Below are 17747 nucleotides of genomic sequence, written 5' to 3'. Positions count from 1 at the left end.
TCCAAAATGGCTTTTTTTTTAATCTTTTTTTATTTTACGCTGAACTAATTTAACTAATTCCACAAATGGAATCACTGCGAATGAAGCTCCAAGGACAATTACCCATTGATGAATGTCTAAATGAGCGACTCTAAAGGCATCATTCAAACCAGGAACCAGAATCACTACCATCATCATAACCAGTGAAGCTAGGATAGCCCAGTTGAAGGCCTTGTTCTTAAACAATCCTACTTTGAAGATCGATTGATGGACCGACTTCACGTTGAAAGCGTGGAATAACTGAATCAAGCCTAACGTTGCGAATGACATAGTTAAAGCGTCTGCATGAATTGCATTATATCCACTATGAACTGGCCACATGATAGCTGTTGCATAAACCATCAATACCATCGCCGCTTCAAAAATCCCCTGATAGACCACACTGCTCAAAATACCACCGGAGAAGAAGTTCGAGTTCCTTCCCCGAGGCTTATGATTCATCAGGTTAGATTCTGCCGGTTCCATTCCCAATGCAATGGCTGGGAAAGTGTCAGTTACCAAGTTGATCCATAACAAATGAATCGGCAACATCGTATCCCATGCCAATAATGTTGCAATGAACAAGGTCAATACTTCACCTAAGTTGGCAGCTAGCAAATACTGAATAGCTTTTTGAATATTCGAGAAGACCTTGCGCCCTTCTTGAACCGCCACAACGATCGTCGCAAAATTGTCATCAGCAAGAACAATGTCGGAAGCACCCTTGGATACCTCCGTACCAGTGATTCCCATTCCAATACCGATATCAGCCTGTTTCAGAGCTGGCGCATCATTCACACCATCACCTGTCATGGCAACGACCTTACCCAGTTTTTGCCATGCCTTAACGATTCTAACCTTATGCTCTGGTGAAACTCTAGCATAGACTGAATAATTCTCGACTTTCTCATCAAACTCTTCTGTCGACATCTGATCTAATTCTGCACCCGTTAATACAGCCGCATCGTTACCGGCTTCAATAATCCCCAATCGTGCAGCAATCGCCTCTGCGGTATCTCTATGATCACCAGTAATCATTAATGGTCTCACTCCCGCTGCCTTGGCAACACGAACGGCATCGGCTGCTTCTGCACGTTCAGTCGATCATCCCAACTAATCCGGCAAAAATCAAATTATTCTCGATCTCGTCAGAATTCAATTCACCTGGAACTTCGTCGATATATTTATATGCCATTTCAAGTACCCGAAGCGCCTGTTTGGCCATATCCTGATTGTTTTGCAAAATAACACTCTTATCTTCGGCGGTAATATCTCTAATCCAATCTGTAGTCTGAATCTTCGTGATTCGCTCTAACAGAATATCTGGAGCACCTTTAACGGCGACCAAGGATCTCTCACCATCTTTGTGGATAGTAGACATTAATTTGCGATCTGAATCGAATGGCAATTCAGCCACTCGTGGTTGTTGTTGTAATTTATTATCAAGATCAAAATTATGTTTCTCACCAAAAGTTATTAGAGCCGTCTCAGTCGGATCACCGATCATCGTTCCATCTTGAGATATTTTTGTATCATTAGCAAAGTTCATAACCTTCAGTGCCATGTTATCTGTGGATAATTTTGTTTCAGCTGATTGTTGCTGATTAAAGGTATAGATCTTTTCCACAGTCATCTGATTCAACGTCAATGTACCAGTCTTATCAGAAGCAATGATTTCCGTTGAACCCAAGGTTTCTACTGCTGGCAACTTACGAATAACAGCATTACGCTTGGCCATTACCTGTGTTCCCAAAGCAAGAATAATCGTTACGATAGCTGGCAGTCCTTCGGGAATTGCCGCAACGGCTAGAGAAATCGATGTCAGCATCATCTTGATTGGATCCATTCCGTTGAAGAATGTGCCCACAACATACATCACCACAGCGATTATCACGATCGCAATCGTCAAGAACTTACCTAGATGATTCAAGTTTTGCTTCAAAGGTGTGGTCGTCTCATCAGCCTTGGCCAACATACCAGCAATCTTACCGACCTCGGTAGACATCCCAGTATTAACAACAACACCATTACCACGGCCGTACGTAACATTACTATTTGAGAACGCCATATTGACACGATCACCGATACCGGCTTGTTTGTCGTCAATAATCTTGATTTCTTTTTCAACCGAAACAGATTCACCGGTCAAGGCTGACTCCTCGATCTTAAGTGAATTAGATTCCAACAATCGTAGGTCAGCCGGAACCACATCACCTGCTTCTAATAACACAATATCTCCAGGAACTAATTCAGTACTTTTAACAGTTATCGTATCGCCATTTCTCAAGACATTAGCATGAGGCGTCGACATTTTTTTCAGAGCCTCAATGGCTGCTTCAGCACGTGATTCTTGAAATACACCTAAGATTGCATTAATGATCACAACAGCTAGGATGATGACAGAATCGACAACGTCATGTGACACCACAGCTGAAATAATTGCAGCAGCTAATAACACTAGGATCATCAAATCTTTGAACTGCTCCAAAAATTTTTGCAACAATGACTTCTTCTTGCCATCGTCCAATTTGTTCGGTCCATACTTACTAACACGCTCGTTGACTTGATCAGAGTTCAGTCCACTACTAGTTGCCTCTAATTCGGTCAATACCTCTGATTCACTCTGAGCGTAGAAGGCATTGGAAAATTGTTGATATTTTTGTTCTGACAATTTGATTCCTCCCTTTCATCACCAGGCCTCTGTCAAAACAAAAAAGAGACCTACGCGTGTTAAAAACACACATAAGTCTCACTATTTACAGCAATACCAGAAAAATCCCTTCGGGTTGGTGATATTGCTACAGCTTACGCCGCTAGTTACTCCCTCATGAAAAACCATTATATTTTAACCAAAGTATATCTGATTGATTATCTAAGAGCAACCATATTTATTTTTTAGCTTCGCGTTCTTTGGCAACTGCCATTTGGCCAACCAAGTTCAAATAATTGAATGGATTATCATAATTAGGTTGGAACAACATATCGACAAACGCCAAGTCATCGATCGTATTATTATTTTGAATCATTACCGAAATAGTATTAGCTGATTGAGCAACTTCATGCTTACTGAAGAATTGTGCTCCCAAGATCTTACGATTGTCCTTATCATAAACCAAGCGAATCGTTAACATCTCAGTAGTTGGCATATATGCAGGACGATAGTAGTCATGATAGACCACGGCTTCAGCGTTGAAGCCCCACTCCAATGCATTCTTCAATGTCAAACCAGTTGAAGCCAGTGTGTAACCAAATAACTCCATACCTGATGTAGCTTGTGTTCCCATGTACTTTTGAACATTGCCAAAAATATTCATCCCTGCCAAGGCACCTTGACGAATGGCATTAGTTGCCAAAGGCATGTAGGCAGACTTACCAGTTGGGTTGAAGTTGACGGTACATGCATCACCTGCAGCATAAATATCAGGATCTGACGTTTGAACATATTCATTGATCACGATAGCACCACGACGGTCCATCTCAACTTGTCCACGCAACAATTCTGTATTAGCGACGAATCCGGTACAGACAATTACTAGATCAGCCTTGTGGTTGCTCTTATCTGTTTCGATAACTACTTGATCATCACCAGAGAAACCACTGACACGTTCATTTAGGAAAATATTAACGCCGTTTTTCTCCAACAAGTCAGTAATATTAGTCGACATTGACTTATCAACATAGTGATTCAATACTTGATCATTCGATTGAATCAAAGTAACTTCGTGGTCAGTATTGGCATAACTTTCAGCTAATTCAACTCCAATATATCCACCACCGACGATAGCAATATGTTTGTGGTTCTTAGCTGTTTCATAGATTTCACGTGCTTGTGCATAACTCTTACACATCAAGATCTTCGAATTATCGATTCCCATAATAGGTGGCACTTGAACATATGAACCTGTAGTCATGATCAACTTGTCATATGTATCTTCGAAAACATCACCTGTTTTGATATTTTCTACCATTAACTTCTTATTCTTAGCATCAATCTTTAGGACATCATGCTTCATACGTACTTTAGCACCAAGCTTCTCCAAGTCGGCAGGGTCAGCATAGAACATGTCTTCTAGACGCTTTACCCTGTGTCCCAAATACAAAGCAATACCGCAAGATAAAAAAGAAATATTATCATCACGTTCATAAACCGTAACTTCGGTACCCGGATGATCTTGTAAAATTTGATCAACGGCCGCAGTTCCGGCATGTGTACAACCTACTACAATAACTTTCACAAAAAATTCCTCCAATTGAAAAACAATATCATATTTATGATAACAGGATTTATAACGATTATGTACAAACTTTTGATTAAAAATACTAATTTTTCACACAAATTTATTAAATATAATAATTATTTTAATACTATGCAAATATTAATTTAATAGCGTTATAATTAATGGTGAAAATTTAGTAAACATACGAGAGGTTACGGAAATGAACAATTTAGCAATTGTAATTCCTTCATTGGAGCCGGGCCAGCGGTTATTACAATTGTTAGTTGAAATCCGAAAAACTTCACCTGAGGTTCCTATCATCATCGTAAATGATGGTAGTGGCGAAGAATATGATTCTATCTTTGATCATGTAAAAAGTGACTATTCGAACACGTTGGTACTATCTCATGACATCAACCGTGGCAAAGGCGCTGCCTTAAAAACAGCTATGAACTACGTCTTAAAACATATGCCAGAGATCAACGGGATCGTCACGATGGACTCAGACGGCCAACATTTGTATAAGGATGTATACAAATGTATGAAACTTTTCCAAAATCACCCCAATGATCTAATATTGGGCGTTAGACGATTCGGTAAGGATATTCCTTTCCGGAGTCGCTTGGGAAACATTTTAACTAGCAAATTACTGGGCATCTTTACCGGTATCCATATCACTGACACACAAACGGGGTTAAGAGTCATTCCACGTTTATTTATGCGTCGCTTGATTCACGTATCAGGTGATCGCTTTGAATTCGAGATGAAAATGCTCTTCGAAGCCAAAGAATCTAATGTTTCTATAATCGAGCAGCCGATAACGACTGTCTATTTAGAAAACAATACTGGTTCCCACTTCCGGGTTATCTCCGATTCAGTATCGATCTATTCGATTTTTTTCAAATATGCGATACCATCATTTTTCCGTTACACAATTTCATCATTATTATCATTCGTAGTCGATATCGGTGTCTTCTCACTGACATTGGCACTTTTTCAACGTAATAACTTTCTGTCGATATCGGTTGCCTCAGTACTATCACGAGTACTGTCGTCAGCCTTTAACTATTTAGTCAACCGACATGCAGTTTTCTCTGGCAACTCACATTACAGTGCCGTCAAGTACGCTACCCTAGCTATCGCTCAGATATTTGCTTCAAGTATCTTGGTCTCGATGGTACATGCGGTAACATTCTTCAATCCGACCTACATCAAAGTTGTTGTCGATTGTCTATTATTCTTCGTCAGTTATCACGTTCAGAAAAAATATATCTTTAAGGAATTAACTGTATGAAATGGACTAAAAAATTACTATACGCTATCACTGTTATCTCAACAGTGATCTATTTGGTTTGGCGTACCTTCTTCACGATTCCCTTCCACACGAAATTTTGGGTATTTTTATTTGCTATTTTACTTTTACTAAGTGAAATAATCTCTAACTTTTCTGCCTTTGTACTTATCTGGAACAAGCGTCAAGTCAAAGAATACGACAAACCCAAGATCCTACCGGAAGAGTATCCCGATATCGATGTACTTATTGCTACACACAACGAGCCACCTGATCTATTAATGAAAACTATCAACGCCTGTACCTTTATGAGATACCCTGACAAAAACAAAGTTCATATTTATGTTTCTGACGATGCCAACCGTCCCGAAATAAAAGAACTTGCTAAAAAATATCACGTAAACTATATGGGAATCGCCGACAACAAAGATGCTAAAGCTGGAAATTACAATTATACCTTGGCACGTACACACTCCAGACTAATAGCTACTTTTGATGCTGACATGATCCCCTACTCCGAATTCTTATTAGAGACTGTACCTTACTTCGTTCAAAACGAAAAAGAGGGTCAACAAGAAGACCCTCCAAAAGATTGGCAACCTATCGGCTTAGTTCAAACTCCTCAGAGTTTCTACAATGCCGATATTTTTCAATACAATTTGTTTTCTGAGAATTCCATCCCTAATGAGCAAGACTATTTTTCTCGAGAAGTAAATGTCTTGAACAACGCTCACGGTGCAGCCATCTACACCGGATCAAACACCGTTCTGTCCCGAGCAGCGATTGAAGCTGCTGGCGGATTTCCAACCGATACTATTACTGAGGACTTCGAACTTAGTATGCGGATCAATGCACAGGGATTTAAAAATATTTCGACTATTGAACCCATGGCCAGCGGTCTAACTCCAGTTGACTTCAAGAGTGTCATGAAACAGCGTATCCGTTGGGCCCGTGGAGTTATTCAGAGTATCTACAATCTAAAAGTACCATTTAATCCTGACCTAACTGGTGCTCAAAAGCTGATCTACATGAATAGTTACTTCTACTGGTGGGCCTTTCCACGAAGATTTCTCTACATCTTCGCACCAGTTTTGTACGCTCTATTTAAAATTCGAGTCGTTGACGCTGACTTCTGGGTCTTGCTAGCTATTTGGGCACCAAGTTATTTTTTGGTCCAATTGGTTCTAAGAAATATCACTGGTAATATTCGGACTCAACGTTGGGGGGAAATTCAAGAAACTGTCTTTGCTCCTTACTTATTCTTTCCCGTTATACTTGAGAGCTTTGGTATCAAAGCTAAGACCTTCAAGGTTACTAATAAAGAGGCTAAGACTTCCAAAAAAGATATTATCTATGTTCTGCCATATCTGATTATGTGGCTCATCGTATTAGTAAGTATTATCAAATTTAATTACGGTAAGTTTGGTTCCGAGATCATGTACGGAAGTGTCATTACCTTCTGGCTCTTAATGGCATTGATCAACTTATCATTTGCCGTTCTACTCTGCCTCGGCAGACCCATCTATCGCCGGTCCGAGCGGTTCTCCACAAGTATCGATATCAAAGTCAGTCAGGGCAATAACAGCTATGATCTCAAAACCACTAATACATCTGAAGAGGGACTCTCGTTTATTTCCAAAGTTCCGCTCTACTTCCCAGGTAATTCAACCTTGAACTTCACACTGAAGAGCAAACATTACGAGGCACATCTACAAGGCAAAGTTGTTCGTGCCTTCGAAACTAGAAATGGCTGGATGTACGGTATAACGTTGAAGAAACCTGACTTCAAGAATGACAATGAATATCTCCAAATAATTCACGATGGCTTCAATCGTTATCTACCTCAAAAACGTGATCCTTGGGATACTGCACTTGATGAATTAATGGATAACTTCGATCAACGTTTCAATAAGAAGGAAGTTCGACAGAGCTTCACTAACGAATTCCCCATGGTTCAGGTCAATCAACGTGTTAATTCCAAAGACCAAGAGTTCACTCTCACTACTTTCAACTTTGAAACTCTAACATTAGCGGGAACAAGTTTTGAAAAACTACCTGATAATTTAAGTTTATTTTTAGCTAAAGGCATTACTTTAAAATTAACGGCAAATCAAGAAACCACTTCTAATCAACGCCAATACAAAGTCGATAATCTGGAAGAGCTATTACAAAATAAGTCATTCGTTAAAATTCTTGACGATTGGGGTGGTAAACAATGATGCAAACTTTATTGGTCACACTTAAGTTTGCGGCCTTCTTCTTATCGACGCTTGGCTACGTGTCAACTGCCAAACGATACACCAAGGTAGATTCTAAGTTGATTTGGATAATGGTTTTTGCTGGGAATATTCTAGTCTTATATTTTGCAGCTTACTTCAAGCTCTTGAATCTAGCAGCTAATGTGATGTTTGGAATCGGATTGCTTTTATTTTTAGTTGAGCTATTCTTGTACTTCAAATATCCGCATGGACGGATTCCTATCCAATTGCATTATCTCTGGCTAGCTTTCTACGGAATCATGTTAGGAACAACTTTGTTAAGTTCGCATCTGGAACACTATGATAATTTTTCCCACTGGGCGGTGATCGTAAAGTTCTTATACACTCAAGGACGACTTCCCGGAGCTTCTGACACGATCATTAGTTTCACTTCCTATCCAATGGGCAGTTCACTATTTATTTATTACGTAACTCACATCGTCGGATTCCAAGCAGGAATTATGTTATTCGCACAATTCATCTTGTTGTTCAGCTGCATGGTATCAATGTTTGCCGTGATCCGTGACGAGAGTCGCGCCCTTATTACGATGATGATGTGCACAATGATCACCATCTTTAACTACTTCAATATCGCTATTCGTATGAATAATCTATTGGTCGACTTCTTGATACCAATGCTCACGATTGCGGCTATCAGCGGTATTTATCGTTATCGCCACCAGATTGGACTGATGACCCTGCATGCCGCCATGCTTGGTGCTGTGATTGGTATGGTCAAGAATAACGGTATTATCTTCAGCGTTATCGTGATCGGCTATTACGCCTATGAAATCTTTTATAATTCCAAAACTGCCAAGGCAATCATCAAAAGTATTATAAGTTTGATCGTAATGATAGCTGAAACACTCATCCCGATTATGATTTGGAATTATCACGTTAAGTCAACATTCAAGGCTTCCAAACACGAAGTTAGTGTTAAATCGTATGAAACGATTTTTGGCGACAAATCTGCACACACGATCCACAGCATTATCCACCATTACTTAACGAGCATTTTTAGTTTTTCAAGTTTATCCACAAGAGGAATAATCTTGGTCAATCTGATTTTGTTGATAACATTCTTTATTATCAGATATCGAATCAAACACAAGACTAGCGCCTTAAAGGCCCTCATAGCAATTGATATCACCATCATCCTTTATTATGTTGGTATTTTGTTGATGTTCTTAGTTTCAATGCCAACTGCTGAAGCCCTACAATTAGCGGGATTCGAGCGTTACGCTTCCAGTATTGTTATCCTGGCTCTGGGAGTAACCGCAATGGTACTAGCCAGAGAATTCGATGCATCATTGTATGAACAGAACATCATGTTGAGAAATTATCGCAGTTACAAAACCATTACTACTAAGAAAACTTATCAATATACTTCAATGGGATTGATCTTCGTTGCCACTTTGATGGCCTTGTCCGAGAACAATGGTATCCGCTATAATGAAAAACTTTATAATAAGACTGAACCCTATCGGGTGGAAAACATGACTGGTAATCGTATGAAACTAAACCGGACTCGTTATCTGATCGTCTCCACAGATGCCGCTGATGTGAATAGTTATATGACAGCTTACGTTGGAAAATATTACTTATTCAGTCCCAACGTCGACGCTAAGGAATTCTTCGTTATGGACGATGACCAATTTGTCGCACTCTTGAAGGGTTACGACAAAGTAGTTATCTTAAAGCGGCACTTTACTTTTAACGCTATGACTCAAAAAATTTATCATAAAAAATATGGTCCCGGAATTTACTCAACTAAGCAGATTCTTGATCAGAAAACATTTGTTAAGGATACAAACAACTAATAAGTGATAATTTTTTTATATAATGCGTTTTCACAGTTATTTGCTTCAAATATAACTAAAATAATTTTTGTTTTATAACCTAACAATATATTCTACTTCATGGTACTATCTATATTAGTTGCTGTGATATTCATACTAGGTTATGAATTTACCATGTTATAGCACATTAATTTAATATTTAGAGGTGAAGGATGTCAATTAACTCCAACTTTGATAGCTTCCAATCACTTTTAAGTGTCGACGGCAATATCAATGCGATTATTATTGGTTTAATAACGGTCGGTCTCATAACGATCATAACTATAATGGCATATTCATTTGAAAACATATTGCGTGGCAACAATAGCACAGTCAAACGACTGATCTTCGAAATAATCGAAGGAGTCGTTCTTGCTATCAGTATGGTTTTGGTCCAGCACATCTTCAAGGCGCTGAATTCGGGTGATATGAGTAGCTGGTTCTACGCTACGACCCAGCTGACCATCTTGTTATATAGTTTGTATACGATGCAAAATCGTATCATTGAAGTAATGAATATTATTGCGCCGGTTTATATCTTCGGTTACCGTGTAGTGACTGGATATAACAGCTATCTACTACTATTTACAGCATCAATAGTTATGCTTGCTTTAACCGTCATCTATATTTACAGACACACAGATTTGATTCTATCTTCACAATGGAGATTTATTATTCTCCAAATAATGTATGGTGCTTTGTGGTGGGCAATCATTTGGCCATTCCACAAATTTACACCTTACTATACGATCAATATGGTGGTCGGATTCGTGGCTTATATGTATATGATTCGTTACTTAGCCAAATGGATTCGTGATTCATTCAAGAACTACAACAATTTGTCTGAGAAGGTTAATTATGACGAATTAACTGGCATTAGAAATCGTGCCAGCTTTGATCAAGTATCGAAAGAAGTATTCAAGGTTTACAAAAATGAACCCGATGTACCTCTGACTATCGCAATGTTTGATATCGATCACTTTAAGAAGTTCAATGATACGTACGGACATATGGCTGGTGACAAAGTATTACGTCACGTGGCGACTCACTTCGAGCATCAATTGTTCCACAAGACCACTCGTGGTCAGTTATTCAGATATGGTGGTGAAGAATTCATCATCATCTTCCGAGGACTAAGAGCAGATGAAAGTTCCACTGTAATTAGTGAGATTCGTCAAGAATTGATCCAAGATCCACTTGACTACAATGGTCAGGAGTTGAACATCAATGTCTCCTTCGGTGTCACTGAACTTAAAGACTCCGATGTTTCTTTCAGAGACCTATTCAAACGAGTAGATAGATACCTATATGAATCAAAGGATTCAGGAAGAAATAGGATAACAGTTGAAAATAAAACGATTAGTTTTGAGAGAAGCTGAAGATCATATTCTTCAACTTCTTTTTTGATTTCTCGAATATAATTTTTTTAATATCGTGTAGTATACTTAAGGTGGTCGTTTAGTAAACGCGGCCGTTTTTCAAATTTAATTAAGAGGTGTGGAATGTCAACAAAATTAGAGGCTAGTGTTTTTCCGAAGCTTTTAAGTGTGGACACTAATATCAACGCAATTATTATTGGATTGATCACAATTGGTTTGGTAACAATTCTTACGGTTATGTCGTACAGTTTTGAAGACATTTCCAGACGCAAGAAAAAACGCTCGTACGACATAGTATTAGGTTTGACTGAGGGTGCCGTGGTTGTTATCAGTATGATTCTGGTTCAGCATATCTTCAAATCACTGAACGCTGGAAGCTCCGCTAATTGGTTCTATGCAACGACTCAAATGACACTTCTCCTGTACTCCTTGTACACGATGAAGAATGCTGTTATTGAATTTGTTAATATTATTGCCCCACTATATATCTTCGGACATCACTTATTTGAGGGAAATCTCAGTTTTAACATTATTTTCGTCCTAGCTTTGATTGCCATGGCGATCACTGTTTCATACATCGCACATAACAAGAACAATCTATTAAACGATGAATGGAAATATATGGCACTACAAATTATTTATGGTGGAATCTGGTGGCTGATCATCTGGCCACTCTACCGTTTTACACTGCTCGAAGCAGTTTACATCTTGATTGGATTCGTGATCTACATGGCATTGATCCGCTATGTTGCTAGATGGGTCAGGGATTCCTTCAATAATTACAATGACATGTCTGAAAAGGTCAATTACGATGAATTAACTGGAGTTAGGAATCGTGCTAACTTCGACGATGTTTCAGCTGAAGTCTACAAAGTCTACAGCCGTGACAAAGATGTCCCATTGACAATGGCAATGTTCGACATCGACCATTTCAAGCAATTCAACGATAATTACGGACACATGGCTGGAGATAAAGTTCTCCATCATGTGGCAAGCGACTTCGAACGACAATTGTTCAAAAAAACTACTCGTGGTCAATTGTTCCGTTATGGTGGCGAAGAATTTGTTATTATCTTCCGTGGATTAACTGATCAAGATGCTGTCGGGATCATCAAAGAGATTCAGACAGAATTCATCAGTCAGCCACTTGAATACAACGGTAATGAGTTGAGTATTCGAATTTCATTCGGTGTATCTCAATTACAACCATCTGACAGGAATATCGATGATCTCTTCAAACGTGTTGATCATTACTTGTATGAGTCAAAGGAATCAGGCAGAGACCGAATTACAGTTGAAGATGAGACCTTTACATTCGGATAAAGCAAAAGCTCCTAGCAACTTAGTTTTTAAGTTACTAGGAGCTTTTTTAGTGTTTCGTCCAACAAAAAAAGATGAAACCATATGGCTTCACCTTCGGGAAGGAATCAGTTGTTTTGAATCTGGTAGTCCCTAAAAGTCATAGTACAACATCTGACCCTCGGGCGCAATAGTATTCAATCAAATTATTTTAACTCTTTTTGAAATTTATAGTTGCAATTTTATATTCTTTTAACATTATTTTAATATGAACTTAAAGAACGTAATGATGTTTTAATGAAGGCACGACTATTTTGTCCGATATACCAATTATTATTCCCTGAATAAACACAGCGAGCAAAGTCCCTATACCAACTGACAATAATTTACCTGTACTGAGGTAGCATATCAGCATGATCGTAACTGGCGGAGTATAACTTATTAATTGTCCCCATCCCGCTGATCCATGTAAATATTTGAATCTTAATAAATATGCCAATTCGTCATTCGGATGCTGGATCAAGTTACAGCGCTGATAAATTGACGTTCCAACTGACACGCCTATTAGTCCGATAATATCGATCGTAACTCTTAATACAATATTTAGTTGATCAAAATGCAATGGCAAGTATAGATTAGAAAAGAATCCTACTAAATAACTGAACGGTAATGAGAACAACAAATTTGAAATAAAAATATGTCCATCAAAATTACCTATCAATATCTGATTGGCGACAGTTACCAATACCGCATAAACGAATAAAGTCGTTCCGTATGGAACATTTATCAGATGAGATATATTGACACCTGAAGCCATCCAAACAGCGCTACCGACGTTACTGTCGATCATTAGCGCATTGGCTGCTGCATCGAGGATTATCGCAAATATTAAAAATCCCATTCTCTTTTTGAAGCTGTTATCTTCCACGAATCCACCCTCTTTTTTGATATGTTTATGTTATTACTTTTTGGGGATAGAAAAAAGCCAGCTGAGATTATTTTCTCGGTTGACTTTTGGTTTTATTTGGTTCTTTAAAACTAGTTTTGGAAGGGCAGATTACTGCGCTTCTTTGCTGGTTTGGTTTTCTGAAACGAGTTCCGGAAGGGCAAACCTCTGCGCTTACTACGCTTAACAAATGCACCAACTGTGTTGGCACCTTCGTTAACCTAGGTAATGCTCAAGGTCTGACCGCCCTTCCTCCACTCTCTATTTTGAGGGATGCATCATCTCATCCATAGAGATCAAATGGAATTCATGTTTCTTATTTGGATCATAGGCTTCGATTTGTGCCATCATTCCGGTATCTTCGTGTTCCAAGATGTGGCAGTGATACATGTAGATTCCAAACTTAGTGAATCTAACGGCTAATCTGACTGTTTCACCGGCATTTACACCAACGACGTCTTTCCATCCGTGTTCATTTGGATAAACATCTTTACCATTTCTGCTTAGAACTAAGAATTGATTACCATGCATGTGGAATGGGTGGATCATTCCTTTGTCCATATCATTTGTATTCGTAACATCCCAAATAACCGTATCACCGATCTTTTGTTTCTTATCGATTCGTTGCATGTCGAATAATTTACCATCAAGTCTGACTTGATCATCCATACCAGACATAACTGTGTGAACGATTTGTGTTCCTGGTGTTGGTTTTGGTGTTGGGATAGTTGCCATGTGTTCTGGCAATTCAACATCTTCACGTTTGTATTCACCAATCTTGAACTTCATAACTGGAATATTATCTGTCATTAATGTGACAACATCACCAGGCTTTTTATCACCAAAGTCAACGATAACCTCAGCACGCTCTGCACATGTCAACATTAACTTCGTGAAGTGAACTGGTTCTGGCAATGTTCCGCCATCAGAAGCAATTTGTGTGAATTCATGATTATCGTCAAAGTGTAGACGCCATTCACGACGATTCGATCCATTCAAGATACGAAGACGAACACGTTGTGTTGTTACATCGAATACTCCGTTGATAGTACCATTGACCAAGGCATACTTGCCCAGAGTACCGTCCATATCATAATCAGCTTTGTAATCTAACTGATTGTCGTGATAACTTCTGTCTTGCAAAATAACTGGGATATCATCGACACCATAATTTCTTGGGAATGGTAATTTAGCTTCCTCATCATCTGTAACGACGACAGCTGCGGCTAATCCATTCCAAACTTGACGAGCAGTGTTTGGACATGGGTGAGCATGGAGCCAATCAGTCTGAGCTTGTTGATCAAGAGTGAAGTCAATGTCACGACTGCCACCAGGATAAACTGGTGCATGTGGACCACCATCAACGATCGGTCCAGTAACATTCAATCCATGCCAGTGAAAAGTTGTTACTTCTGGCAATTTATTAACCAAATGAACGTGATAATGAACGCCCTTCTTGTAGACAATGGTCTTACCTAGAATACTTGCACTATAACCCCAAGTTTTAGTCTTTTTACCAGGTAGAATCTGTGTCTCACCCTCTTGAGCAGTCAATGTGTAATAAACATCGTTGCCCTCAACCTTATCAGGTTTTAATAATTCTGGAACATTCAAAGGTTTCTCTGGTACATCAGCAACCTCTAATGGCTTGTAGCCGCCATCGTGTAAGTCAAATATCGGCTCATCAAAAAAATAATCATTGTAAACTTTTGTTTTTCCCAATGTTTTCGCCTTCTATTCAAATTTTATCCTACTTTTTGAAAACCCCAAAAGCATTCACGATTGCTTCTAATAACATTCCGATCGCCATCATATACATAGCAAGCATGTTCTTATTCACAATCACGAGAAAAAGCAATATGGCATAAAAGATAACCATGAACACCGAAAACAGTTTCGATTCACCCATCAAAATATCACCACCAAACTTTTACATTTATATTTTAATACACTTTTGATAAGTATAATAATAGATATCTAAATATTCATGAAAGCATATACAAACTAAAAAGGAAGCGCACATTTTTCGTACGCTCCCTTGACTTATATCTTCATTATCACTAACGAAATATCTTCTTCAACTATGCTTTTTCGATCTTTCCTACAGCAATTGGCAATGTGACATGCTGATCGTAATGACCCACAGCACCAGCGATTGTATCGGGTAATTCTAACTCGTCAGGAACACCATGAACGTAGATGACACGTTTATCTAATTCCAATTCATCTGTTCCAAACACTTCTTTGAACTTAGCTTGTAATTTGTCTAGTGGAACTTCCTTCTCGTATTCAAAACTTCCATTAGCATCTGATACTGGATATGTATCATTAGGAACATTCATATCATGCGGTGCAGCATCAAAAGGAACCATTGTCGTTCCGGAAACTGGTTCTGTTTCAGGGAGGTCAACGAAGCCGTCCCCATTGACATCTTGAGCCTTGGTAGCAATTTGTGCTTCCTTACCATCTGGGAAACCGTGGAAGTGTTCCCAGTGTTGTGTATTCTTTGGAGTATCTTTCATTGAAATATGAATCTTCATAATATCATTTTCAATTTCAAACGTGGCAGTTCCGTGTGCTGCTGAACCAATCTTATCTTCATTTAATGGAACTATTTTAGCAATATATTTTTCAGTCATGGCGACTCCTCCAGTTATTATTTCTTTGATTACAAGAGTAATTGTATACTGAACATAACAAAATAGAATTGACATATGTCAAGAAAGGAAAAATTAATTTATGGCACACGATCCTATCAAATGCGTTGAACAAGTTCCCATCTTCAGAGGCGCTCCCAAAAATGTGATCGAAGCACTAGCACGAGTTTCAGTCCACCAAAAAAAGATTCCCGCTGGACAAATGATTTATTCGTCAGGAGAACCTAATGATAGATTAATGATCGTCGATTCCGGCCGAGTCCGCGTCTTCAGTTACGCTGATGATGACCATGAACGAACGCTGTACATGTTGCACTCAAGTGACGTCGATCTCACTGGCGCACTGTTTAGCAGTCACGAACACCACAACTTTGCTCAAGCCATTGAACCCACTGAAATATGCTACCTTAAACAATCAGCCTTTAAGGACGTACTCAAATCATACCCTGAAATGGCACTGTCGCTTGTTGATATTCTTGGAGAGCGGCTAACATTGCTTGAACAACGTGATGTCACAGATACACTTCTAACATCCAAGGAACGACTCTACAACTACTTATTGGAACTTCAAGGCCAATTCAACAGTCCTACCTACAAACTCCCTGTAACTAAGCGAGAACTGGCATTATACCTAGGAATAACTCCTGAGACTCTTAGTCGCCAACTCAAACTGCTTGTAAAAGAAAATAAGATCAAAGTTGACCGTCGTGAATTCACAATTCTCTAATACGTATAAGCAACAACTTTTCCATTGATATAATTTGCCAAATAAATATCTGAGATATCCAAATCTTGTTCCTTCAATCGGGCTTCGACCCATTCAGGATCACGGCCGATCATTTCTAGTTCGTCTGTGTTAATCTTACCATCTAGCACGACTGGATATTTGATATTCTCTTCATCCTTCATAATAATAGTCAATTGTCCATTCTGCTCGAAGACCGCGCGTTTAACATTGCTGATATCAGTTACACCAGCCGTTCGTAATTTGAATGACAAGTCAGCTGCTGACAAGCCATTTCTCAACGCTAAGTCGACATCGATCTTACCATTTTGATGATCATCTTCGGAGAACCAATGATCATACGTCTGAAATAAACATTATGATTAGATAAGAACTTGGCAATGAAGACGATCAAAGTCCAAATAATCAAAACAATCGTAAATTGAAACGTCGTGATACTTGAGTTGTAGATCATACCACCGACAATCCCACCTAGAACGTAATTCTGTAATTGATCGATGGCGCTAGTTGGTGCAATATTGCTCTTACCGAATAAATTGATCTGGATAACCATGAAGAGAAATCCAATCGTTAATTTTAAAGCTAAATTTCCATATGATAGATCCATAATTTCTCCCTACTTCACCAAATTGATTTGACTTGAATCAACGATACTGGCCCTGTTCAAAGTATAACTATTGACGTTATTATCGAAGCTGACACGATAATAATCCTTGCCAGCCTTGATCAGCATCCCTTCCGTCAAACTAGAACTATTAGAATAAAGCTTCTTCTCTGAAATCTTCTTTTCTTTGGAGATCGACCTCATCAATGTCAAAGTTTGGTTAGTCTGATTATTAATATCAATTTGCTTCTCATAGTTGTTGTAATTAATTCCAAAGAACAACGCAATTGATAATACAAAGATCACAGCTAAGTCTCGATACTTGTTATCCTTGCGATTCTTGAAATATAAAAATCCTGTAACCACTAGCGCTATCGATAGTGCTGACAAAACAAAGATAAACAAAAGATTCGGTTCTTGATTCTGCGTATATAAATGTTCGTACGAATAAAAAGTCATTGCAATTCCCTCTCAAATTTTTAAGACTTCATGATT

General features: G+C 38.7%; 11 protein-coding genes and 2 pseudogenes. 6 read left to right on the top strand and 7 right to left on the bottom strand.

Going from position 1 to position 17747, the window contains the following annotated elements:
* Positions 1-18: 18 nt before the first annotated feature.
* Both JCM14932_RS13990 and JCM14932_RS00400 read right to left on the bottom strand, forming a co-directional pair.
* Positions 19-2689: pseudogene (locus JCM14932_RS13990) on the bottom strand (cation-translocating P-type ATPase).
* A gap of 217 nt (positions 2690-2906) precedes the next feature.
* Positions 2907-4253: an FAD-dependent oxidoreductase gene (locus tag JCM14932_RS00400; RefSeq protein ID WP_025023109.1), complete on the bottom strand. Its 1347-nt coding sequence runs from the start codon at positions 4251-4253 to the stop codon at positions 2907-2909.
* 202 nt (positions 4254-4455) lie between these two features.
* Between JCM14932_RS00400 and JCM14932_RS00395 the strand changes: the two genes are divergently transcribed.
* From JCM14932_RS00395 to JCM14932_RS00375, 5 genes are all read left to right on the top strand, one after another.
* Entirely contained in the window at positions 4456-5529 is a 1074-nt protein-coding gene (locus tag JCM14932_RS00395) for a bifunctional glycosyltransferase family 2/GtrA family protein (protein ID WP_025023108.1), read from the top strand.
* Entirely contained in the window at positions 5526-7745 is a 2220-nt protein-coding gene (locus tag JCM14932_RS00390) for a glycosyltransferase family 2 protein (protein ID WP_025023107.1), read from the top strand. Before JCM14932_RS00395 ends, JCM14932_RS00390 begins: the two co-directional genes overlap by 4 nt.
* The gene (locus JCM14932_RS00385; RefSeq protein ID WP_155832046.1) at positions 7742-9604 is read left to right on the top strand and encodes a hypothetical protein; all 1863 of its coding nucleotides are present in this window, start codon (positions 7742-7744) and stop codon (positions 9602-9604) included. The genes JCM14932_RS00390 and JCM14932_RS00385 overlap by 4 nt, the downstream gene beginning before the upstream one ends.
* A 191-nt stretch (positions 9605-9795) precedes the next feature.
* The gene (locus JCM14932_RS00380; RefSeq protein WP_025023105.1) at positions 9796-11001 is read left to right on the top strand and encodes a GGDEF domain-containing protein; all 1206 of its coding nucleotides are present in this window, start codon (positions 9796-9798) and stop codon (positions 10999-11001) included.
* A gap of 123 nt (positions 11002-11124) precedes the next feature.
* A complete protein-coding gene (locus tag JCM14932_RS00375) occupies positions 11125-12324 on the top strand; it encodes a GGDEF domain-containing protein (protein WP_025023104.1) in 1200 nt (399 codons plus the stop codon).
* A gap of 250 nt (positions 12325-12574) precedes the next feature.
* Here the strand turns inward: JCM14932_RS00375 and JCM14932_RS00370 are convergent, their stop codons facing one another.
* The 3 genes from JCM14932_RS00370 to JCM14932_RS00355 form a co-directional block, all read right to left on the bottom strand.
* Positions 12575-13201: a DUF6198 family protein gene (locus JCM14932_RS00370; RefSeq protein WP_034542327.1), complete on the bottom strand. Its 627-nt coding sequence runs from the start codon at positions 13199-13201 to the stop codon at positions 12575-12577.
* Positions 13202-13507: 306 nt separating this feature from the next.
* A complete protein-coding gene (locus JCM14932_RS13985; RefSeq protein WP_034542269.1) occupies positions 13508-14968 on the bottom strand; it encodes a multicopper oxidase family protein in 1461 nt (486 codons plus the stop codon).
* A gap of 359 nt (positions 14969-15327) precedes the next feature.
* The gene (locus tag JCM14932_RS00355; RefSeq protein ID WP_025023102.1) at positions 15328-15885 is read right to left on the bottom strand and encodes a hypothetical protein; all 558 of its coding nucleotides are present in this window, start codon (positions 15883-15885) and stop codon (positions 15328-15330) included.
* Between the two features lie 100 nt (positions 15886-15985).
* Here JCM14932_RS00355 and JCM14932_RS00350 point away from each other — a divergent pair, with 100 nt between their 5' ends.
* Entirely contained in the window at positions 15986-16630 is a 645-nt protein-coding gene (locus JCM14932_RS00350) for a Crp/Fnr family transcriptional regulator (protein ID WP_025023101.1), read from the top strand.
* Here JCM14932_RS00350 and JCM14932_RS13980 read toward each other — a convergent pair.
* Both JCM14932_RS13980 and JCM14932_RS00340 read right to left on the bottom strand, forming a co-directional pair.
* Positions 16627-17255 (bottom strand): annotated as a pseudogene (locus JCM14932_RS13980) (DUF421 domain-containing protein). The gene JCM14932_RS00350 and the pseudogene JCM14932_RS13980 sit on opposite strands and share 4 nt — an antisense overlap.
* Before the next feature lie 9 nt (positions 17256-17264).
* Positions 17265-17711, bottom strand: coding sequence for a DUF3290 family protein (locus tag JCM14932_RS00340; RefSeq protein WP_025023100.1), 447 nt, complete (start codon positions 17709-17711; stop codon positions 17265-17267).
* Positions 17712-17747 lie beyond the last annotated feature (36 nt).

It is taken from the genome of Companilactobacillus nodensis DSM 19682 = JCM 14932 = NBRC 107160 (assembly GCF_000615905.1).
Taxonomy (GTDB): domain Bacteria; phylum Bacillota; class Bacilli; order Lactobacillales; family Lactobacillaceae; genus Companilactobacillus; species Companilactobacillus nodensis.
This window is presented reverse-complemented; position numbering and strand designations above follow the sequence as displayed.

What these genes read in the sequence shown, in the direction of transcription:
- JCM14932_RS00395 (WP_025023108.1), top strand. Translation starts at nt 4,456, where the DNA reads ATGAACAATTTAGCAATTGTAATTCCTTCATTGGAGCCGGGCCAGCGG.
- JCM14932_RS00390 (WP_025023107.1), top strand. Translation starts at nt 5,526, where the DNA reads ATGAAATGGACTAAAAAATTACTATACGCTATCACTGTTATCTCAACA.
- JCM14932_RS00385 (WP_155832046.1), top strand. Translation starts at nt 7,742, where the DNA reads ATGATGCAAACTTTATTGGTCACACTTAAGTTTGCGGCCTTCTTCTTA.
- JCM14932_RS00380 (WP_025023105.1), top strand. Translation starts at nt 9,796, where the DNA reads ATGTCAATTAACTCCAACTTTGATAGCTTCCAATCACTTTTAAGTGTC.
- JCM14932_RS00375 (WP_025023104.1), top strand. Translation starts at nt 11,125, where the DNA reads ATGTCAACAAAATTAGAGGCTAGTGTTTTTCCGAAGCTTTTAAGTGTG.
- JCM14932_RS00370 (WP_034542327.1), bottom strand. Translation starts at nt 13,201, where the DNA reads ATGGGATTTTTAATATTTGCGATAATCCTCGATGCAGCAGCCAATGCG.
- JCM14932_RS00355 (WP_025023102.1), bottom strand. Translation starts at nt 15,885, where the DNA reads ATGACTGAAAAATATATTGCTAAAATAGTTCCATTAAATGAAGATAAG.
- JCM14932_RS00350 (WP_025023101.1), top strand. Translation starts at nt 15,986, where the DNA reads ATGGCACACGATCCTATCAAATGCGTTGAACAAGTTCCCATCTTCAGA.
- JCM14932_RS00340 (WP_025023100.1), bottom strand. Translation starts at nt 17,711, where the DNA reads ATGACTTTTTATTCGTACGAACATTTATATACGCAGAATCAAGAACCG.